Annotated in this window: 25 protein-coding genes; 8 read left to right on the plus strand and 17 right to left on the minus strand. The window is 38.1% G+C overall.

From position 1 onward, the window contains the following. Positions 1-87: 87 nt before the first annotated feature. Together F3G66_RS00460 and F3G66_RS00465 are read left to right on the plus strand one after the other, a co-directional pair. Entirely contained in the window at positions 88-333 is a 246-nt protein-coding gene (locus F3G66_RS00460) for a helix-turn-helix domain-containing protein (protein WP_149706786.1), read from the plus strand. Then, positions 334-513 carry a hypothetical protein gene (locus F3G66_RS00465; protein WP_021084321.1) on the plus strand — a complete coding sequence of 60 codons (180 nt, stop codon included), beginning with the start codon at positions 334-336 and terminating at the stop codon, positions 511-513. A gap of 130 nt (positions 514-643) precedes the next feature. On the opposite strand, the gene kdsB is transcribed toward F3G66_RS00465, so the two are convergent. Genes kdsB through F3G66_RS00495 form a run of 6 tightly spaced genes read right to left on the minus strand, consistent with a single transcriptional unit; the run spans position 644 to position 5,970 of the window. Continuing rightward, positions 644-1,357 (minus strand): 3-deoxy-manno-octulosonate cytidylyltransferase, encoded by a 714-nt coding sequence (kdsB, locus tag F3G66_RS00470; protein WP_149706787.1) that lies wholly within the window; start codon positions 1,355-1,357, stop codon positions 644-646. Further along, entirely contained in the window at positions 1,354-2,817 is a 1,464-nt protein-coding gene (thrC, locus tag F3G66_RS00475; RefSeq protein ID WP_149706788.1) for a threonine synthase, read from the minus strand. Before thrC ends, kdsB begins: the two co-directional genes overlap by 4 nt. Further along, positions 2,814-3,128: a divalent-cation tolerance protein CutA gene (gene cutA / locus F3G66_RS09755; protein WP_149706789.1), complete on the minus strand. Its 315-nt coding sequence runs from the start codon at positions 3,126-3,128 to the stop codon at positions 2,814-2,816. The genes thrC and cutA overlap by 4 nt, the downstream gene beginning before the upstream one ends. A 50-nt stretch (positions 3,129-3,178) precedes the next feature. Further along, the gene (locus F3G66_RS00485) at positions 3,179-4,099 is read right to left on the minus strand and encodes a tetraacyldisaccharide 4'-kinase (protein WP_149706790.1); all 921 of its coding nucleotides are present in this window, start codon (positions 4,097-4,099) and stop codon (positions 3,179-3,181) included. After that, on the minus strand, positions 4,092-5,222 hold the full coding sequence (locus F3G66_RS00490; RefSeq protein WP_107812299.1) for a DegT/DnrJ/EryC1/StrS family aminotransferase: 1,131 nt from the start codon (positions 5,220-5,222) through the stop codon (positions 4,092-4,094). Before F3G66_RS00490 ends, F3G66_RS00485 begins: the two co-directional genes overlap by 8 nt. 10 nt (positions 5,223-5,232) lie before the next feature. Further along, complete coding sequence (locus F3G66_RS00495) at positions 5,233-5,970, minus strand: NAD+ synthase (RefSeq protein ID WP_072594604.1); 738 nt, start codon at positions 5,968-5,970, stop codon at positions 5,233-5,235. 120 nt (positions 5,971-6,090) lie between these two features. Here F3G66_RS00495 and F3G66_RS00500 point away from each other — a divergent pair, with 120 nt between their 5' ends. After that, positions 6,091-6,693, plus strand: coding sequence for an MBL fold metallo-hydrolase (locus F3G66_RS00500; RefSeq protein WP_149706791.1), 603 nt, complete (start codon positions 6,091-6,093; stop codon positions 6,691-6,693). A 177-nt stretch (positions 6,694-6,870) separates the two neighbouring features. Here the strand turns inward: F3G66_RS00500 and F3G66_RS00505 are convergent, their stop codons facing one another. From F3G66_RS00505 to F3G66_RS09385, 4 genes are all read right to left on the minus strand, one after another. Beyond that, on the minus strand, positions 6,871-8,121 hold the full coding sequence (locus F3G66_RS00505) for a major outer membrane protein (RefSeq protein ID WP_149706792.1): 1,251 nt from the start codon (positions 8,119-8,121) through the stop codon (positions 6,871-6,873). 197 nt (positions 8,122-8,318) lie between these two features. Further along, on the minus strand, positions 8,319-8,852 hold the full coding sequence (locus F3G66_RS00510) for a PaaI family thioesterase (protein WP_149706793.1): 534 nt from the start codon (positions 8,850-8,852) through the stop codon (positions 8,319-8,321). A gap of 8 nt (positions 8,853-8,860) precedes the next feature. Further along, positions 8,861-9,730: a tRNA 5-methoxyuridine(34)/uridine 5-oxyacetic acid(34) synthase CmoB gene (gene cmoB / locus F3G66_RS00515; RefSeq protein ID WP_262481518.1), complete on the minus strand. Its 870-nt coding sequence runs from the start codon at positions 9,728-9,730 to the stop codon at positions 8,861-8,863. Between the two features lies 1 nt (position 9,731). Next, the gene (locus F3G66_RS09385; protein ID WP_002942642.1) at positions 9,732-9,899 is read right to left on the minus strand and encodes a hypothetical protein; all 168 of its coding nucleotides are present in this window, start codon (positions 9,897-9,899) and stop codon (positions 9,732-9,734) included. A 92-nt stretch (positions 9,900-9,991) separates the two neighbouring features. Between F3G66_RS09385 and F3G66_RS00520 the strand changes: the two genes are divergently transcribed. Genes F3G66_RS00520 through F3G66_RS00535 form a run of 4 tightly spaced genes read left to right on the plus strand, consistent with a single transcriptional unit; the run spans position 9,992 to position 12,948 of the window. Next, complete coding sequence (locus tag F3G66_RS00520; protein ID WP_149706795.1) at positions 9,992-11,071, plus strand: transglutaminase-like domain-containing protein; 1,080 nt, start codon at positions 9,992-9,994, stop codon at positions 11,069-11,071. Further along, positions 11,068-11,391, plus strand: coding sequence for an aryl sulfotransferase (locus F3G66_RS00525; protein ID WP_149706796.1), 324 nt, complete (start codon positions 11,068-11,070; stop codon positions 11,389-11,391). Before F3G66_RS00520 ends, F3G66_RS00525 begins: the two co-directional genes overlap by 4 nt. Beyond that, on the plus strand, positions 11,384-11,641 hold the full coding sequence (locus tag F3G66_RS00530; protein ID WP_149706797.1) for a heavy-metal-associated domain-containing protein: 258 nt from the start codon (positions 11,384-11,386) through the stop codon (positions 11,639-11,641). Before F3G66_RS00525 ends, F3G66_RS00530 begins: the two co-directional genes overlap by 8 nt. A gap of 17 nt (positions 11,642-11,658) precedes the next feature. Next, positions 11,659-12,948, plus strand: a complete 1,290-nt coding sequence (locus F3G66_RS00535) for a M28 family peptidase (RefSeq protein WP_149706798.1) — start codon at positions 11,659-11,661, stop codon at positions 12,946-12,948. An 82-nt stretch (positions 12,949-13,030) separates the two neighbouring features. Here the strand turns inward: F3G66_RS00535 and F3G66_RS00540 are convergent, their stop codons facing one another. The 7 genes from F3G66_RS00540 to F3G66_RS00570 are packed head-to-tail and all read right to left on the minus strand — an operon-like array spanning position 13,031 to position 19,535. Further along, entirely contained in the window at positions 13,031-14,308 is a 1,278-nt protein-coding gene (locus F3G66_RS00540) for a dihydroorotase (RefSeq protein WP_149706799.1), read from the minus strand. Between the two features lie 2 nt (positions 14,309-14,310). Next, positions 14,311-15,240, minus strand: a complete 930-nt coding sequence (locus tag F3G66_RS00545; protein ID WP_149706800.1) for an aspartate carbamoyltransferase catalytic subunit — start codon at positions 15,238-15,240, stop codon at positions 14,311-14,313. Positions 15,241-15,256: 16 nt separating this feature from the next. Then, the gene (locus F3G66_RS00550; protein WP_021091535.1) at positions 15,257-15,667 is read right to left on the minus strand and encodes a tetratricopeptide repeat protein; all 411 of its coding nucleotides are present in this window, start codon (positions 15,665-15,667) and stop codon (positions 15,257-15,259) included. 9 nt (positions 15,668-15,676) lie between these two features. Then, positions 15,677-15,904: a hypothetical protein gene (locus tag F3G66_RS00555; RefSeq protein WP_021089755.1), complete on the minus strand. Its 228-nt coding sequence runs from the start codon at positions 15,902-15,904 to the stop codon at positions 15,677-15,679. Next, a complete protein-coding gene (locus F3G66_RS00560) occupies positions 15,901-16,926 on the minus strand; it encodes a DHH family phosphoesterase (RefSeq protein WP_149706801.1) in 1,026 nt (341 codons plus the stop codon). Before F3G66_RS00560 ends, F3G66_RS00555 begins: the two co-directional genes overlap by 4 nt. Before the next feature lie 9 nt (positions 16,927-16,935). After that, positions 16,936-19,128: a flagellar biosynthesis protein FlhA gene (flhA, locus tag F3G66_RS00565; protein ID WP_149706802.1), complete on the minus strand. Its 2,193-nt coding sequence runs from the start codon at positions 19,126-19,128 to the stop codon at positions 16,936-16,938. Between the two features lie 2 nt (positions 19,129-19,130). Beyond that, positions 19,131-19,535 (minus strand): RrF2 family transcriptional regulator, encoded by a 405-nt coding sequence (locus tag F3G66_RS00570; protein ID WP_072594593.1) that lies wholly within the window; start codon positions 19,533-19,535, stop codon positions 19,131-19,133. A 146-nt stretch (positions 19,536-19,681) separates the two neighbouring features. Here F3G66_RS00570 and rpsO point away from each other — a divergent pair, with 146 nt between their 5' ends. Then, positions 19,682-19,954 carry a 30S ribosomal protein S15 gene (gene rpsO / locus F3G66_RS00575; protein WP_004317763.1) on the plus strand — a complete coding sequence of 91 codons (273 nt, stop codon included), beginning with the start codon at positions 19,682-19,684 and terminating at the stop codon, positions 19,952-19,954. Positions 19,955-20,198 lie beyond the last annotated feature (244 nt).

The raw sequence follows: 20,198 nt of genomic DNA on the forward strand, positions 1-20,198 counted from the left end.
TAATATTTTTTAATTTATTTATACGTATTACTATCATTTATATATTATTTTATGTATATTTAATAAAATAATCCGTATAATACTTTAATGATTGAAACAAGTGATATATTTAATTTGCTTCACAATGCAGTTGAGGCAAAAAATATCGGTAAGAAAATTTCACAAGCAAAAATGGCAGAAGAGCTTGGTGTACCAATGAGAACATATCAAGATTGGAGGCTTGGCAACTCAAAGCCACAAGCTGCTGCTGCTGTTTGCAAACTGCTATGTGAGCTTGACGATGATGAAATATTATTTGTTGTCAATAAGATGAGAAAATTGCTAGGAAAATAGATGGAAAATTTAACACAAAAAGAGAGAATCGACCTTGAGAGCGTTTTTGCAGTCATTTGCACTAAAAAAGAGTCAAAAATTTTGGTTACTTACAAGGATCTATGCTCGGCTGCAGCTTCAAAATTTCACGTAGTTAAAAATAAAATCAAAAAAATAAAATTTAAGAAGATAGAAAAATAACCTAAAATTGAAGCTCTACTCTTAGCTTTATTACAAAAATATTTTTACATCAAGGTCTATAAAAATAAAACTATAAAATACACCAAAATTCTCTTTAATACATATGTTTATTAAAGAGAATTTATTTACATTACTTTTTGCCAAATTTAGCTAGCGCTCTTTGGTAGTCCTCTTCACTATCGATGCCGATACTTTGACTTTCAACCTCTAGCATCGCTATCTTCTTGCCATTTTCTAAGGCGCGCAGCTGCTCGAGTTTTTCTGTGTTTTCAAGGCTTGAAGGCAAGAGACCGCAAAACTCTTTTAGGCTCTTTACGCTGTATCCGTAGATGCCAAGGTGCGCCTTGTAGCTTTTGCACTCGCTTCTGTTAAATGGTATCCTTGATCTTGAAAAATAAAGCGCATATCCCTCAAAATCAGTCACCACTTTGACTAAATTTTTATCATCCGCAAACTCATCATCCATCTTTTTATAACAAGAAAACATAAAGGCTTTTTCCCTATTTTGCTCGCAAAAAGCCCTAAATTTAGCGATATTTTCAGGCTCAATAAATGGCTCATCAGCCTGAACATTTATGATGATCTCGCTCTCATTTAACCCCAAGATTTGCGCCGCTTCGTTTATCCTATCAGTCCCGCTTTGATGATCTTTGCTAGTTAGCACCGCTTTTATGCCGTGAGCTTTGGCGATATCAAGCACGCTTGGCTCATCCACAGCAACCGCCACATCGTCCACGCCGCTTACTCTAAGAGCCGTCGCTACAAACATCGGCACGCCATTTATCTCTTTTAAAATTTTATTACTAAACCTTGTTGAGGCAAGGCGAGCCGGGATGATTATCATCGCTCGATCCATTCTAGGACGCACTTTTCGATCTCGTCCTCTTTTATAATACTTTTATGCAAAATTTTTGCGCTAAATAACGAATTTATCGAGCTTGGTACGCTGTCATTTAAAATTTTAGCAGCCTTTGCCAGCGCATCTTTTTCATCTTTTGTATCTTTGATCTGGCACGCTTTGATCATGCTTGGCGTAAATTTCACCCAGTGCGCGGTCGATGTGATGACATTTATGCGGCCAGCATCCACCATTTTAAAGCAAGTAGCTGTATGCGGATCGATCGCGTAGCCGCCCCTTGCGAGCTTTGCGATGTAGCTTTCACATTCTTTGTCGTCGCACCAGCTAGCCTCAAAGTCCTCTTTTAGCGCTTCAAGCTCCTGCTTGCTAAGTTTATAAGATTTATCTTTAGCTAGGCTTTGCATGAGTTCATTGGTTCTAACGCTACCAAATTTATCAAACAGCAAGCGCTCGACGTTTGAGCTGATCAAAATGTCCATGGCTGGGCTTATCGTCTTAACCAGCTTTTTATCCCTGAGGTCGTAAACGCCGGTAGTAAAAAACTGCGTCAAGATATTGTTTGTGTTTGAGGCGATCTTGATCTTACCAATCTTTGCTCCCATTTTTTTAGCGTAATATGCTCCAAGTGCGTTGCCAAAATTTCCACTTGGCACGATGATGTCAAAGCTCTCGTTTGCCTTAAGCGCCTTTTGCTTTAGTAAATTTGCGTAGGCGTAGGCGTGGTAGATGATCTGAAAGAGTATCCTGCCAAAATTTACCGAGTTTGCCGCACTTAGTTTAAGGCACTTTTTCTTAAGCTCAGATTTAAATTTATCATTTGCAAGCAGCATCTTTAGCGCCCTTTGAGCGTCGTCAAAGTCGCCTTTTATGCCAAAAACCTTTAAATTTTCACCTTGTATGGTCTGCATTTGCAGCTTTTGCACCTCGCTCGTGCCGCCATCTGGATAGAGGCAGACAACCTTGATATTTTCGTCGTTTGCAAAGGTTTGAAGTGTCGCAGGACCTGTATCACCGCTAGTTGCACACATGATAAGGTATTTTTCGCCTCTTTCTTTTGCTAGCTGGCTAAGCAGCGAGCCAAAGGGCTGAAGCGCCATATCCTTAAATGCCCTTGTTGGGCCGTGATAGAGCTCATTTACGTATAAATTTTTATCTATTTTTTTAAAAATAACTGGGTGCTTTGGATCGTCAAAACTCGCGTATCTCTTAACCGCTTTTTTGAAAAACGCCTCTGACACATCAAATTTAAATAGTGATATGATATAAAGTGCGAGCTTCTCGTAGCTTAATTGTGAGAGCTCTTGCCACTTTGATTTTGTTATCTTTGGAAGCTTTTTTGGCGCGTAAAGTCCACCATTAGCGGAGCTTGGGCTAAGCATAGCTGTGCTTAAATTTACATTTTTTACCTTTTCATCTTTTACGCTTCTAGTTGGTGTTAGTCTCATTTTTTGCCTTTTTTGGTTGATTTTTTTATCCATTTTTCATATTTTTTAAAAACCTCTTTTGGCCTAAGTGCCAAAATTTCTGGGGTTTCGTAGCTGTGGTGCTTTCTTATAAATTTAGCCACCTTTTTAAATTTCACGTCCGTTTTTATGAGTAAAATTTGCTCTTTTTCATCGCAAAGCTTCTCTTGCCAAAGATAAATGCTTTTTGCGCTAAAGCTACTTACACAAGCTGCAAAGCCCTTTTTAACGAGCTTCTTGCTTAGTCTCTTTACCTCTTTTTTCTTTGCGACTGAGGTGATTAAAATTCTCATTTTGATCTAAATTTTCCTTTTAAAAAGTGGCTCATTATAACAAAATGGGCTTAAATTTGTCGCTCTAAAACCTTTTGAAACTCCTCGCTTAGCGTAACTTTAAGCGTGATAAGCGATACTGGCAAACCAAAATCTTTTGCCTTTACATAGTCCTTTTGCGTCATCAAAAGCGAGGTGGCACCGTAACTTTGCAAAATTTCACTCAGCTCATCTTTTGAAAAATCATAATGATCAGGAAAAAATACCTGAGCTACGCATTCATCAAAAAATGGCTTGAGGCGCTCTGGGTTTGCTATGGCAGTAACTAGAACCATTTTTTCGCTTTTATTTAAAATTTCACTCTTTCTAAAATGAGTTTGCCCTTCAATCGCTATAAAATCAGCAAATTTATAAAAGCTAAACGGATATCTATAAGCCCCGCTTGGTAGGCAAAATTTTAGCTTTGGCTCTGGATTTGGACGCATTAATATGTCAAATTTAGCTATGTCAAATTTAGAAAACCCGTCATCCATCAAAATATACTTCGCACCGTGAGTCTTGGCGTACTCTATGGCTAATTTTCTATCTTCGCTTACTATTACATTTGCGTTTTTAAGACTTGTGGCATATATCATCGCTTCATCGCCACTTGCTGCTACGTCAAGTAAAATTTCGCCATTTCGAGCGACAACTTGCATGCCTTTGCTTTTTCTTTTATAGCCTCTAAGAATGATAAAAGCGCCCTCGCAATTTTTAGCAATTGCCACGCAAAGTGGAGTCTTTCCACTTCCTCCTAGAGTTAAATTTCCAACGCTTATTACCTTTATGCCAAAGTCTATTTTTCTAGCAGTAAATTTCTTAAAAATAACAATAAGAAAATAGATAAAACTTAATGGCAAAAGTAAAAATGCTAGTAAAATTTGAAAGAAATTTGGGCGAAAAAAGTAGTCATTCGCCCAAGAATGCAAGAAAATATTTAATTTCTTAAACACGAGTTTTAGAAATTTCTTTTACTTTGCTGCAGATGTATTGCACCTCTTCGTCACTCAAACTATGATAAATAGGCAGTGACAACACTTGCTGATAATTTTTTAAAGCATTTGGAAAATCATTTACTTTAAGTGAGTATTTGTTTTTGTAATAGCTTAGTAAATGTATCGGTATGTAGTGCAATGATGTGTGAATGCCGTGCTCCAAAAGCTCTCTGGCAAAGCCGTCACGATTTTTATTTATCTTAATAATATACTGAGTATAAATGTGTTCGCGTTTTTTGACAGGGATTGTTATATTGTGGCACTCGCCAAGCTCTTTATCATAAATTTTTGCGATCTCTTGTCTTCTTTGTATGAGCTTGTCCGTTCTTTCTAGCTGCGCAATAGAAAATGCTGCATTTATCGAGTTTATATCATACTTTAAGCCAATATCTACGACATCATAAATATAACTCAAGCTACCGAATTTATCAATGCCATTTACAAGGGCATAGTTGCGAAGTAGTTTTGCTCTTTTATAAATTTCCTCATCATTTGTCGTAAAAAATCCAACCGTTGATATAGGATTTTGTACACGAGAATGTGTTTGAAAGCACGATAAAAAGGAGTCTGAACCAACTTTTTTGCCATTGTATGTTAGTCCCATACCGCGATTTGCGTCATCTAAAATTTTTACGCCGTATTTCTCACAAACCGCCGTTATCTCATCCATCCTAGCACTTTGACCTGCGATATGAGAAATAAAAGCACATTTTAATTTTTTGTGATTTTGTTCTTTTAGTACTTTCTCAAGGGCGTCTGGGCAGATGTTAAAATCTTCTTCATCAACATCCACAAAAATAGGTTCAGCATCAAAATGTCTAACAGCTTGTGCAATGCTAGGAAAAGCATTTATGGAGCAAATGACCTTATCTCCGCGTTTAGTGTCAAGTGCACTTAGTGCCAAGTGATGTGCGGCAGCGATATTATTTGTGGTAACTACAAATTTTGCACCAAAATACTCTTTTAACTTCTCTTCAAATCTAGCAACGATATTAGTAGTATTTTCAGAGTGCAAAGCCTCTTCAATAAGCTCACTTTCACGCTCAGTGATAGTTGGTCTATAAAACGGAATCTCTCTCATCTTTAATCCTTTAAATTTTCACTATCAACGGCATTTGTCGTTTAAACCTGTTTGAAACAACTCTATTTTCTATATCCGATACTGCTTTTAATCCAAACTTTTTGATGACTTGCTCCTTGTTATTTTCTAAATTTTCTAAAATCTCATCGATAACAGCATAACTGTAACCTATGTCGCCTTCGTCACTTTGTCCATCCCACAAATCAGCCGAAGGTGCTTTGTTGATAAAATTTTTATCAACCCCAAGATGTTTTGCAAATTCAAAAATTTCACTTTTGTAAAGCTCTCCGATAGGATTTATTGCACATGCTAAATCCCCAAATATCGTACCGTATCCAAGCATAAGCTCACTTTTGTTGCTTGTTCCGATAACTAGAGCGTTTATACTAGATGAATAATCATAAAGCAAGCTCATTCTAACTCTAGCTGCTAAATTCCCTTTTCTTAAATTGCTTAAATTTACATCTATCGTTTCGTAAAAGGCATTTAAAATGCCCTCTATGGATAAAACCTTATATTTTATGTTTAGTTTTTCGCATAAATTTAAGGCATCGTCCATATTTTGTCTGTTTGATGATGCTGTTGGCATGATGAGTGCATGAGTTTCATTTGGTTTTGCTCTTGCACACAAAGTCGCTACTACAGCAGAATCAATACCTCCACTAACACCCAACAACAAATTTTTATCTTTAGTTTTATCTTTTAAGCTTAAAACTAAAGTTTCTTCGATTTTTTGATACTCCTTCATTCTTCCTTTGCCTAGATTTGCTTCCTTTTGCAAAAATTATACTAAGTAAATTTAAAATTTTTCTTTAAGTTTAAGTAAAAAGATGTAAAATTTTAAGAAATAATAAATTTAAGGTAAAAAATGAGAGTAATACACAAAAGTTTTGGGGATTTTGGCACTAATTGTTACATCGTTACAAAAGATAACTCATCTTTAGTGATAGATCCAGGAGATGGGGCAAAAGAATGGGTTTTGCAAAATGCTAAAAATTTAAAAGCCATCCTTTGTACTCATGGGCATTTTGATCATATTTTCGATGCTGGTAAGTTAAAAGATGAGCTAGAAATTCCAGTTTATATTAACAAATTTGATGCTTTCATGTGTGAGAGTGATATTTTTGGTTATATGAAAAGTACTTTTACTCCAGATGTTTTGGTTAATAATGATGAAAATTTTAACATTGATGATTTTTGCATCAAATTTCATCATTTCCCAGGGCATACACCAGGTTGCTCGATGATAGAGATAGATGACATGATGTTTAGTGGAGATTTTTTATTTAGAGGAAGCATAGGGCGCTGGGATTTTCCTTTTTCAGATAAAAATGAAATGTTAAAAAGTCTAGAAAAGTGTAAAAATTTAAAAGGTAACTTCACGCTTTATCCAGGACACGGAGAAAGTAGTACACTAAAGGTAGAGCAAAACAATATTGATTATTGGATAGATATAGTAAAAAATAGCTAAAAATTTCGTTGGTATTAATTTCAAGTTTCAAACTTCTAAAATGTGCTTAACCACTATTAAAAATTTATATTTTTTATAAAACTAAGAGTCAGTCAAAAAAGGGTAGAGAAATTTTGTGTGGGGTCTATTTTAAATTTTAAAAAGATCCGAGCGGAAAGCTCGCTCGGATATAATGTTTTAGAAGCTATATTTTGCTTCAAATCTTATACGATTTTGTTTAAAGCTTTCGCTATCTTTTTTATCTTTAGCAGCTGCATACCAAGTTAGGAAATTAAGTTTTTTGCTATATTTGTAGCTAGCTTGTGCATACCACTCATTTCTTTTTGCTCTCTCTTTATTAAGAGCATAGCTTGTGCCTTTACCTTGAGTATAACCAGCACCAAGACCAAATTTATCTATATCATATCCAGCATTAACAAACCAGTAATCGTTGTCACCTTTGATATTATTGTAGTATTGTTTGCCACCACCACTCATTACGCTATTTAGTATTTTAGCTGGGTTGATTAGCTGACCATTTGCATCGATTGATGTAAATGCGATTTTACCGCTATTTCTAGCATCATTATCTTTATTTTTAGCGTCAAATTCTAGGTAACCAGCATTAAATTTAGCACCAAATAGTTTTGTTCCAGCTTGAACAGCCCAAAAGTCAGCATCAGTTACTTTTTTGTGATCTGAATCACTATAAACATATTGACCTTTTAGGTTTAGGTTTATATCGTCAGTTACATTAAAGCTAAATGCTGCTTCAGCACCATAAAGTGTTGCTATTTCTTGTAGATTTGCAATAGCTACTTTAAATGATACTGGGTCATAGCTACCAACTGCACCTAAATAATAAAGGTTAGCAGGAGCATCATGAAATTTTGTACCATCCGTTACTTCTTTTAGGAAAGGTCCATCTACTTCATCACTATTGTTTTCTATGGCATCATAAGCAGCAGCTGTTAAAGTAAGACCAGATACATCTGTACTTACCGCTTTTAGACCAGTAGCTGCTATATCACCATCATCATAGAAAGTTTTGATAAGTTGTTTACCAGCTGTAATAGTAGTGTTAGATACTTTGTATCCTAGATACATCTCATATACACCAAAAGAATTTGTTGTATTTGTTTTATCTGTACCAGTTGCTACTTTATCGCCTGAATCATCAGTGGCAGAATATCTTAGTCTTAAAACACCAAAGAAGTTATCGTCTATTGCAGCTTTAAATGCTGTCTCCATTCTAAACGCATGACCAGCACTATTACCCTTTACAGTATCAGCTTTAGTTTTTTTAGTACTATCATTTGTATAACGATATCTTGCAAATCCTGAAAGATCTACATTTTTTATGGCTTCTTCAAGTGGAGTTGCACTTGCAACGCTTGAAAATGCACCTAAAGCAACCAAAGCAGCTAAGCTAACTTTTGTAAGTTTCATCTAAATCTCCTTTTGATAAAAAGTTTTGAAAGGATATTATCATAGAAAATTAATTTTATTGCTTAATTTTCCTTAAAATTTTAAAAAATGTTACCAATTATTTACCAAAATAGGATAATGAGATAAAGATTGTCTTTTTAAAATTTCGTTTTATTTGAGATTGAATATAAGAAAATCAAAAATTCTTACTTACTTTACTAGCTATTAGCCTTAGCTTCTTCTCGCTCTTTTTTCTGCCTTATAGCAGCTTCTTTTTGGATATTTTTTTGTTGAGTCAAGAAGATATGCTCTTCAAGTGTGACAAGTTGAAATACTCCTTCAAAAATTTTTATATCTTTAATGTATCCAAGTACTTTTACTTCTCTTTTTCTGCTCTCTTCAAATCTTGCTTGAGCGTCAAATTCCACCACGTCACCAAGCTTTAGTGGTCCAAAGAAATTTATCCTAGCCCCGATACTAACGCAAAATTCTTCATTAATAGCCAAAAGCGCAGCATGATTTGCGCCCATAAAAATAAACCCACTATGAATAAGCCCCTCAGTATCGCACACCATATCATCTGTAGTAAAAAATCTAGTCTTTGCATGATTTTTTTCAAGTAAAAATGCCGTTCCACTAAAATTTAGCTTTGTAAGTGGAGCTGTTTTGATCTCATTTCTTAGCGGATTTTCATCTTCTGGTAAGATTATTTGCGATTCGTCTTTTACATCATAGATATTTTCTTCTGCCATTTTTATCCTTAAATTTTAACTCTAACATATGCTCTTTTTGGCGCTGGATAGCCCTCGATGGTCTTTGTGCTGTCATCTGGGTCTAAGAAATTTCCAAGGCTCTCGCCATCTATCCACTGTGTTTTTCGCTGCTCGTTTAGATCAGTCGCCTTTGTTTCAAGCAAGGTAAAATCCCTAAATTTAGCTCTCTCGCACCAGTTTTGAAGTGCTGAGAGTGTTGGCACAAAGTAGATATTTGGGATTTTTGAGTATCTATCTTTTGGGCTCAGCGCAAAATCTCCATCCATATCTATATACATCGTATCTAAAAATAGCTCACCACCAGGATTTAGCGCAGTTTTTAGCTCTTTTAGCATCTTGATAGGATCGCTTCTGTGGTATATCACGCCAAGGCAAAAAATGGTGTCAAATTTCGCTGCGTATTCTGGCAAGCTCTCTACTCCAAGAAGCTCGTAAGCGATATTTGAGCGGATAAATTTATTTAAAAAAGCAAACTGCAAATATGTATGCACGCTAGGATCAAAGCCAGTTATGCTTTTTGGACCGTACTCAAGCATCTTAAACATATAATATCCATTATTACAACCCACATCAGCCACGCTTTTGCCAGCTAAATTTAAGTGTGAGGCGAGGATATTAAATTTAATAAAACTTTGCCACTCGCTATCTATATATATATCACCAATTTCAAATGGCCCTTTTCGCCAAGGCTTTAGGCTAAGGGCGAGGTTGTAAATTTCATCTTTGCTCGCAGCGTTCAGCTCTTTAAATTTGACATTTACACTATCAGAGAGGCTAAATTCGCAATCAAAATTTGCTAAATTTTCTATCCTATTTAAAATTTGCTTTTGCTGCTCGTTAAATTTGCTAAGATCCACGCTATTTCCAGTCGACAATGTTGTGCGGACACTCTTTTTGGTAGGTGCCAGTCGCGTCATAATACTCTTTACAATCATTATAATATTGCGTCGAAACTCCACGCTCATTCATATAAAGACAACCATTGCAAAATAGCGCTATAAAGCCTAAAAATATAATCTTTTTCATGTGGCGGATTTTATCATAAATAAAAATTTTATGCTAGAATAGCAGGCAGTTTTAGAGCCAAGTTTGGCTAAGATTAAGCAAAAAGGCATTTTATGCAAAGAAGAGATTTTTTTAAATTCAGTAGTTTTTTAGGTGCAGCGAGTCTGCTTCCAAGTGTCACTCTAGCTAGCGATGAGCCAGCAAATCCAGTTGTTAGAAATTTCGATGTAAATTTCAAACACCAACTGCTTGAAAAGGGCAAAAGCTCAAAAATTTGGTTACCACTCCCACTAAGCACCACTTATCAGCAACTAACCCAAGACTACGTCATAAACACAACAGCTAAAAACGTCTATATTTCAGATACGCTAATACCTACAATGTATGCTGATTTTGAAGAAAATGAGCCAAGACCTATCTTAAATGTGCAGTTTAAAATCCAAACAACAGAGCGCAACACTGACTTTAGCAAGGTAAATTACGATCCAAACGAGAAGGTAGATCCTGCTGTTTTAGAGTTTTTAAAACCAACTTCACACATCCCAACTGACGGCGTCGTAAGAGCAAAAGCGCTAGAGATTATCGGCAATACTAAAGGCGATTTGGAGCGTGCAAAAGCGATCTACACGTGGGTTGCAAACACTATGCAGCGTGATAACAGCATCCTTGGATGTGGCACAGGCGACGTTAAAGCCATACTTGAAAGTGGCAAACTAGTTGGCAAATGTACTGACATAAACTCAGTTTTTGTTGGACTTTGCAGGTCAGTTGGCATCCCAGCAAGAGAAATTTTTGGTATCAGGGTTGGTCAGTCTAGATTTTCAGATCAGATGGGTAGCGCAAAAGATGGCGTGGCTAAAATTTCAGGCGGACAGCACTGCAGGGCCGAGTTTTACCTAAAAGGCTATGGTTGGATACCGGTTGATCCAGCAGATGTCACAAAGGTAAGGCTGGGTGAAAAATTGACAAACGACGATGCTAAGATCAAAGCTGTGAGAGAGTATTGCTTTGGCAACTGGGAGATGTGCTGGATAGGCTTTAACTACGGACGCGACTTTATCTTAAAGCCAACCCCAGAGCAAACTCCGCTAAACAACTTTGGCTATCCATACGCTGAAGTTGATGGCAACACACAAAACTACTATTCGCCAAAAGAATTTAGCTACGACTACGTTTCAACAGAGCTAAAATGAGAGCCTTTTGGCTGATACTTACATCCATAGGTAGTGCTATCGGCGCTACCTTGTGCTGCTTGCCAGCGCTTCTTTTTTTGCTTTTTGGCACATCTTTTTCTTTTCTATCTTGGACACAAAATTTATACGAATACCGCGTCCCTTTAAGCATTATAGCCGTCATTTGCTTTGTGATTTCTGGCATTGCTTTATTTTACAAGCCAAAAAGCTGCAACCTAAGCTATAAAAAGAAAAAATGGATACTTATATATATACTTTTTGGAGTGATTTTGCTTTTACTCCTTACATATCCGGAGCTTTTAGGAGAAATTTATGCATAAAATTTTGGTTTTAACCCTTCTTGCACTTAGTTGCTATGCTGATAAAAAGATAGAAATTTCAGTACCTAGCATGCACTGTCCGCTTTGCACAGCGATAGTAAGAAAGGCTGCTCTTAGCGTTGAGGGCGTAAAAAAGGCAGATGTATCGCTAAAAGAGCGAAAAGCTGTCGTTATAGCAGATGACAAGGTCGATGAAAAAGAGCTTTTAAAGGCGGTCGATGCGACTGGCTATAAAGGCGAGATAAAATAAATTTAAAGAAGGCAAATATGTCAAATAGTGAAATTCTAACGAAATTTGAGACACTTGCTGCGATACCACACTGCAGTTATGAGACCGATAAGATGCGTGATTTTCTAGCTAGCTATGCAAAAAATAAGGGCTGTGAGGTCACAGTCGACAGTTTTGGCAACATTCATGCGTTTAAAGGCAAGCCAAAAATTTGCTTGCAAAGTCACTACGATATGGTCTGCATGGGTGATGCTCCAAAGATTGAGATAGTTTATGGCGATGATGGCTACATGAGGGCTAAAAACTCATCTTTAGGTGCCGATAACGGCATTGGCGTGGCTATCATGATGCAGATGATAAGCGAATTCGATGACATTGAGTGCCTCTTTACAAACAACGAAGAAGTCGGCATGATCGGAGCCACTGGCTTTAGTGGCGATCTCAAAGCCGATAAGCTTTTAAATTTAGACAGCGAAGAAGACGACCGCGTCACTATCGGCTGTGCTGGCGGTGTAAATTTATTTGCCACTATCTCGCTTAATAGCAAAAAAACAAAGGAGAGCACGCTTTATGAAGTAAAAGTAAGTGGGCTTCCTGGCGGACACTCTGGTAATGAGATACATAAAAATATCCCAAATGCAATCAAGGTTTTGGCGGCATTTGTGGCCAAAAATGGCTGTAAGCTTGTCAAATTTGAAGGTGGCGAGCGAAGCAACTCTATCCCAAGTGGCGCAACTGCACTGGTTTTAAGTGATAAGGAGCTAAAGAGCGAGTGTGAGAATTTAAGCGTGAAAAAGCTTGGCACGGGGGATGAAATTTTAGAAAATGGCAAGAAAATTTTAGCTCTTATCAACTCATTTTCACAAGGCGTAAGAGCCTATAACTGCGAGCTAGGCATACCACAAGATAGCGTAAACCTCTCACTTGTAAAGATCAAAGATGATGGCACACTTGAAGTGGAGTTTTTTGCAAGGTCAATGAGCAAAGACGGGCTAAATAGAATGGAGTTTGAGATTTCTGAGATTGCAAAAGCACTTGGCTTTAGCGTCATCGCAAAAGATAGAAATCCTGCTTGGAAGCCTATAAATGATAAATTTGCAAACGACATCCTAGAAGAGCTAAAAATTTATAAGCCAAATGCAAGGATAACAGCCGTTCACGCTGGACTTGAATGTGGCGTACTTTTGGAGAAAAAAGCGGGTCTTAGCGCTTGCTCAATAGGACCAAACATCCACTCACCTCACTCAACAAGAGAATGCTGCGAAGTTGAATCTGCACTTTTTATAGAAAAAGTCGTTCGCGGTATCATCAAAAAATACAACTCATAAAAAATAAAATTTGCTAGAAATTTCTAGCAAATTTTGGATTTTGAAGATTTAGGATTTGTCCGCAAGTACGAGCAAATTTATATTATTTTCCAAACTCATAAACGATCTTGCCGCTTTTTATCGTGGTAGTCGCTGCGCCTTTTAGCTTTTTACCAAAGAGTGGAGAATTTACCGATTTTGAGCGGTTTATCTTTTCATCATAAACATACTCGATCTCAGGGTCTATCACCGCGATGTCAGCTAGCATGCCCTCAGCAAGCCTGCCCTTATCTTTTAAATTTAGCATCTTAGCTGCATTTGTCGATGTTAGCTCCACCATGCGCTCTAAGCTTATAACGCCCTCATTTACGAGCTTTAAAGTAAGTGGCACAAGAGTTTGAAGTCCGATGATACCAAATGGCGCCTTGTCAAATTCCACTATCTTTTCATCTGTATGGTGCGGGGCATGATCGGTTGCTATGACGTCTATAAGGCCGCTTTTTAGTGCTTCTCTCACTGCTTTTACGTCGCTTATCTCACGAAGCGGCGGTGACATTTTGAAATTTGTATCGTAGGCATTTTTCAAAATTTCATCATCGCTAAAGCTAAAGTGGTGAGGTGTGGCCTCGCAAGTGATGTTTATACCCTCTTTTTTGCCCATTTCGATGATCTTTAGCGAGTACTCCGAGCTTACGTGAGCGATATGGATGTGCGCTTTAGTGAGCTTTGCAAGCAGCATATCGCGGCTAACTGCGATCTCCTCTTTCTCTCTTGCCATGCCGCGAAGTCCAAGTATGGCTGAGACCTTACCCTCGTGCATGACGCCCTGCCTGCAAAGCGAGCAGTCCTCTGAGTGGCTTATACAAAAGCTACCAAACATGCTTGAATACTCAAGTGCTGCTCTCATCACGCTTGAGCTAGTCACTGGTAGGCCATCATCACTAAATGCGACTGCGCCAGCCTCTATAAGATCGCCCATTTCGACGATCTCGTTGCCACCAAGCCCTTTGCTGATAGCAGCGATTGGCAAAAGATCGATCAGTCCGCAGTTTTTAGCCTTTTCTATCATCGCCCTTGTGATCGAGGCGTTGTCATTTACTGGGTTTGTATTTGCCATGCAAAGGCAGGTTGTGACACCTCCAGCCACAGCTGCCTGCGAGCCTGAGATGATGTCGTCTTTGTACTCTTGACCAGGATCGCGAAAATGCACGTGCATGTCGATAAGTCCTGGCATGACGAGCTTGTTTGTAGCATCTATGACTTTATCAGCCTCAAATTTCTCACTTCCGATTTTGGCTATTTTGCCGTTTTCTATTAGGATATTTGCCTTAAATTTCTCGTCGCTATTTAGGATAGTGCCGTTAATTATTGCTATTTTCATCGTTAGCCCCTATTTTTTGCAAGCGTATTTAGTATCGCCATTCTTATAGCAACGCCGTTTTCAACTTGATTTAGTATGACTGAGTGCGTGCCATCAGCCACGTCTGAGTTTAACTCCACGCCCCTATTTATCGGTCCTGGGTGCAGCACGATCGCATCAGGCTTTGCTAGCTTTATCCTATTTTTGTTTAGTCCAAAAAATTTCGAGTACTCCCTCGAACTTGGAAACGCCACGTCTGCACCGCCACGCTCTAGCTGGATGCGAAGCATGATGATAACATCGCTGCCCTCGCAGGCTTCTTCCATATTTTTGCAAATTTGAGACTCAAAGACCTCAGCATCTTTTGGCATCATCATCCTTGGCGCAAATAGCTTTAAATTTATGCCAAATTTCTTCATCGCCCAGATGTCTGACCTTGCCACGCGGCTTCTAGCGATGTCGCCGATGATCGCCACGTTTAGGTTTTTATCTAAAATTTTACCATGCTCTCTTAGTGTGAAAAGATCAAGCAGAGCTTGACTTGGGTGCTCATTTGTGCCGTCCCCTGCATTTACGACGCTAGCCTCTGTCCTATCAGCTGCAAATTTCGCCGCTCCAGAGCTTGGGTGACGAAGCACGATGATATCACTTTTCATCGCAGCCATGTTGTTCATCGTGTCATTTAGGCTCTCGCCTTTTGTCACGCTTGAGCTTGATGAGCTGAAATTTATCGTATCAGCTCCAAGTCTCTTTGCTGCGATCTCAAAGGATGTTCTAGTTCTTGTCGAGTTTTCATAAAATGCGTTGATCGTGGTCTTTCCACGAAGATAGTCATTTTTTTTCACTTGGCTTAAATTTAGCTCCTTAAACTCTTTCGCCGCCTCTAAAAAATATAAAATTTCTTCTTTGCTAAGCTCTCTAGTTCCTATCAAATCTTTATGCTTGTAGCCCATTTTAAGCCTCTTAAATTTATTTTGTCACAAAGTCGCAAGCTGGTTGGTAGCCGTTATCACAAGCTTTTTTAAATAAAGCCTTTGCTTTTTCTTCGTTCTTTGCTTCGTTTGCATCTTTATCTTTTACAAGGCCATAAGCGATCATTTCACCTAGTTTTTCGCAAGCCATGCCCTCATTTTCGTCGCACATTTTTGTAAAAATTTTCTCAGCCTGAACTCTATCTTTTGCTACGCCGTCGCCGTTAAATAGCATGATCGCATTCATCGTGCAAGCTTTTTTCTCGCCCTCTCCACAAGCCTTATTAAAATAAAGATAAGCTTCATTAAAATTTTTCTTTGCATAAAGCTCGTTTGCTTTGTCTAAATTTTCATTTGCCATAGTATTTAACGCAAAAACCGCTGCCACTAAAACTAAAATTTTCTTCATTTTCTTTCCTTATTTAAATAATTTTGAATGATGTTTTTTCATATATTCAACTATCTCTATGACCTCGTCGCTTCCGCTAGCGTCAGAATTTTCTAACGCATCATCGATGCACTCGACATAAAGATTTGCCGCCTCTTCAAGCTTGTCTTTTTTCACTCCAGCATAGTAAAACATCGCCTCAAGCACCATACTAAGCTCGTAGCTAAGTTCTTCTACGCTTACCTCTTCTTCTTTCATATATCCTCCTGTGTTTTTTTAGTTATTAGATCGATTATCTGTGCTTTGATCGGCTCGTAGCTAAAGCCATCTTTGAAATTTGCAAATAATCCGCCACTTGCGTTCACGTGTCCGCCGCCGCCAACTAGGTGCTTTGCCATGGCGCTAACGTCAAGCTTGCCATTTGCGCGAAAACTTAGCGTTTTTTTATTTGTCACGTCGATAAAGAAGTCAAATTCAGGATTTGCCACTAAAAAGTCGTTGCCGATGACCGAAACATTGCCGATATTGTAGGTTAAAATTCCTTTATGATCTTTATAAGTGATGCTAAATTTCTCTTTATTTTCACTAAGTTTTTTTACGACGTAGTTTGAGATTAGATTACTTAGCGTATCGTCTTTATCCTCTTTGAAAAATGACTTCTTAATAGCATGCACCTGCATATCAAGGCCGATATAGTCGTTTTTCTCGTTAAAAAATTTGCTTGCTTCTTTTAAGAGATGATCCATATAGAGGTTATTTTCAGCTTCAAACATCACTTTATTTATCTCTTTAGCATTTGCAACAAGTCCCAAGCAAACTTTGCCCATTTCGAAATTTTTATCATCTTTTAGCCAGATATCCACGGCATTTACGACGTCACTAAAAATTTCAAGCTCTTTGTTTTGACCAAAAATGCCCGCAAAAAAGTCGTAAGTGATCTTTGTAGCGCACCTTGAACTATCCAAAAAATACCAAGGGTAGCTACTCGCGCACTCGGCACCGCTTTGGTGATGATCTAGTAAAAATAGCTTTATATTTTTACCCTCTATCATCTCCTCAAAGCTCTCACACTGAGCTAGAGTTAAATTTAGATCAGTGATCAAAATGATGTTTTTATCGTCATTTGAGGCATCTATCTCAGTTAAAATTTGAGCAAATTTATCATCTATCTCTCTGCCGTAGTTTGAGTTTAAAAATTTCACATCTTTGAAGTAAAAATTTGTTATGTATTGTGCGCCGTATCCGTCAAGATCGGTGTGTGAGAGGTGATAAATTTTCATCGTTTTCCTTTATAAATTTTCTATTTCTATGACGCCAACCGTTTCAAATGGCGTATTTGCCGAGATCTCAGCAAAGCTTAGCACCACGATGTCGATGGCAAAATTTGCGCAGATATTTGCTATAAATTTTCTTAGACTTGGCTCCACACAAAGCACCATTTCGCCATGCTGACTCATCGGACGTTTCTCTTTTTCATGCCTTAGAGCCTGAACGATCGATGAAGTTTGAGCCACATTTATCATAAGATGATACGCACCGTCTTTATACTGCACCGCGTCCATAAGCTTTTGCTGTGCGGCACTATCTAAAATGTAAAAATTTAGCTGACCTTTCTCATCGACATAAAGCGAAGTGATGACACGTGAGAGTGCTGCACGTACGTGCTCGATGATCATGTCTAGGTTTTTGCTAACCTCGGCGATGTCGCTAATTGATTCAAGTATGCTAAGCAAATCTTTGATCGGGATATTGTCTTTAAGCAGCGCTTTTAAAACCTTTTGGATCAAATTTATAGGTGCGATCCTTAGCGTATCCTCGACTACAACTGGGTAGTCGATCTTTAGCTTGTCTAATAAATTTTGCGTCTCTTGGCGAGTTAGAAGCTCGGCTGCGTTTTGCTTGATAAGCTCACTCATATGCGTTGAGATGACGCTTGCAGGATCAACTATCGTGTAGCCACTAAGTATGGCATCCTCTTTGACGCTAGCATCGATCCAGAGCGCATCTAGTCCAAAAGCTGGCTCTTTTGTCGGAATCCCCTCGATATCTTCGCTAACTAGTCCACTATCCATCGCTAGAAATTTATCAGCATAAATTTCACCCTGACCGATCACGATACCTTTTAGCTTAAAGCGGTACTCGTTTGGCGGTAGTTGAAGGTTGTCGCGGATCCTTATCTTTGGCATCAAAAAGCCAAGACTTGAAGCGATATTTCGCCTCATAGCACGAATCCTCTCAATGAGATCCACATCAGCTAGCTTTAACAAGCCATATCCTAGGTCAAGCTCTAAAATTTCAAGCTTTAAGATGTCGTTTATCTTAGTCTCTTCTTCTCTTGCGATCTCTTCATCGCTCTTCTTTGGCACCTTAGTAGTGGCACCACTAGCAGCTGCCCCTGCTCCACCTTGCGTAGCGGCTCCAGCTTTTTTAGAAGCTGTTTTGTCTTTTGGTGCAAGGCTTAAATTTAGCCCTCCATCTTTGGTCTGCTTGATGATGTAGCCAAGTCCCAAAAATAGCACTGCAATAAAGCCAAGAGAGAGAGTTGGCAGACCAGGAACAAGGGCAAACATAAATAGTATGAAGCCTACTATCAGCAAGGTTTTATAGTCTCCTAATAGCTGATTTAACGTGCCTTCTGCAAAGTCCTCGTCGTCCTTGCTAGCCCTTGTGATGATAATAGCAGTCGCTGTTGATGTGATAAGTCCTGGGATCTGGCTCACAAGGCCATCACCGATGGTTAGGATCGTATAATACTGAGCCGATGTCGCCATATCAAGGCCGTGCTGAAACGAGCCAATAGCAAAGCCACCGATGATATTAATGATAGTGATGATGATGCCAGCTACGGCGTCACCTTTTATAAATTTAGACGAACCATCCATCGCGCCATAGAAATTTGCCTCACCGATGATGGCTTGGCGTCTTTCGCGCGCTGTTTTTTCATCAATCAAACCTGCGTTTAAGTCCGCATCTATCGCCATTTGCTTACCTGGCATCGCATCAAGTGTAAAACGCGCTTGCACCTCACTCACACGGGTTGAGCCCTTTGTTACGACCATGAAATTTATGAGAACCAGGATACAAAAGACGATGGTGCCGATGACAAAGTTGCCACCAACGACGAAATTTCCAAAACTTGAGATGATCTCGCTGACCGCTTCTGGACCGTTGTGACCTTCGCTTAAGATCATACGCGTGGTTGCGATATTTAGCGAGAGGCGAAAAAGCGTAACGATAAGAATTAGTGTCGGAAATGTACTAAGATCAGTTGGTTTTGGCACATAAATCGAAATTAAGATTATAAGCACAGAAATCGAGATCGAAAGCGCCAGAAAAAAGTCAAGCACCGTGCTTGGAAGTGGTACGATGATGATAGCAAGGATGGCAACAATAATACCAACGATGCTAAGACTTTTAAACTTAACAATTGGCGCAAGAAACGGCGCAACAAGAGTTAAGATGTTATTTTTTTGCTTTGCCAACTTTACTTCTTAACGATGTCACTTAGTTTTATCGCATCAAGCATCTCGTCGATCTTGCCTTGAAGACCACTAAACATCGACCAAATTTGACAGCTTGAGGCTTTATTTGACGGGCAGCCATCCGCAGAAGATGAGCACTCAAAGACGTTAAGTTCACGTTTTTCAGCGCACTCTATTATCTTTTTTATGCTTAAATTTTCAGGTTCGTTATTTAGCGCGAAACCGCCATTTGCCCCTTTAAATGACTTTAAAATTCCATCTTTTGCAAGATTTTGTAAAATTTTGGCTAAAAAGCTTTTTGAAATTTTAAGTTCATTTGAGATCGTATCAACATCAACTGGAGATGATTTTTGAGATATTAAAATAAGTGAAAGTAGAGCGTATTCGCTTGCCTTTGTAAAAAGCATTTATCTTCCTTAAGTCTTTAAATAGCCATAATTTTATTAAATTTTTACTGCATTTTTCATTAATTTTTAAAAAGCGTAGTTTTATCTAACTTTATGTTTTAAATGCTATAATCGCTCTTCCAAAATTCACCAATCAGGAGGTCATTATGGCTTTGGATTCGGCTAAAAAAGCTCAAATAGTTGCGAAATTCGCTAGAAAAGAGGGAGATACAGGCTCTCCAGAAGTTCAAATAGCTCTTTTAACAGCTAGAATAACTGAACTTACAGAACACCTTAAAATTTTCAAAAAAGACTTTTCATCACGCTTAGGTCTTTTAAAACTAGTTGGTCAAAGAAAAAGACTTTTAAAGTATCTTAAAAACAAAGACTACACTACATATTCAAAACTAATCTCTGAGCTTGGCTTAAGAGATAAATAATCCATCGGAGAGCGATCTGCTCTCCTTACTAAATTTCATTTATACATTTCTTTTATTCAAAAAATTTACAGTCTATTTTAAATTTTTCTATCTTTAGTATTAATTTATCTACTCAATAATATGACTAACCTTTTTAAATAAAGTAAAATTAGAATTAATTTCTTCATTTTATATAAAAAAGCTAAATCTCTATATCTTTATTTCTTTTCTAATAAATTTATCAATTTTAAATAAATTTTAAAAT

Origin of the sequence: Campylobacter concisus, from assembly GCF_902460665.1 — a bacterium.
GTDB lineage: Bacteria > Campylobacterota > Campylobacteria > Campylobacterales > Campylobacteraceae > Campylobacter_A > Campylobacter_A concisus_AL.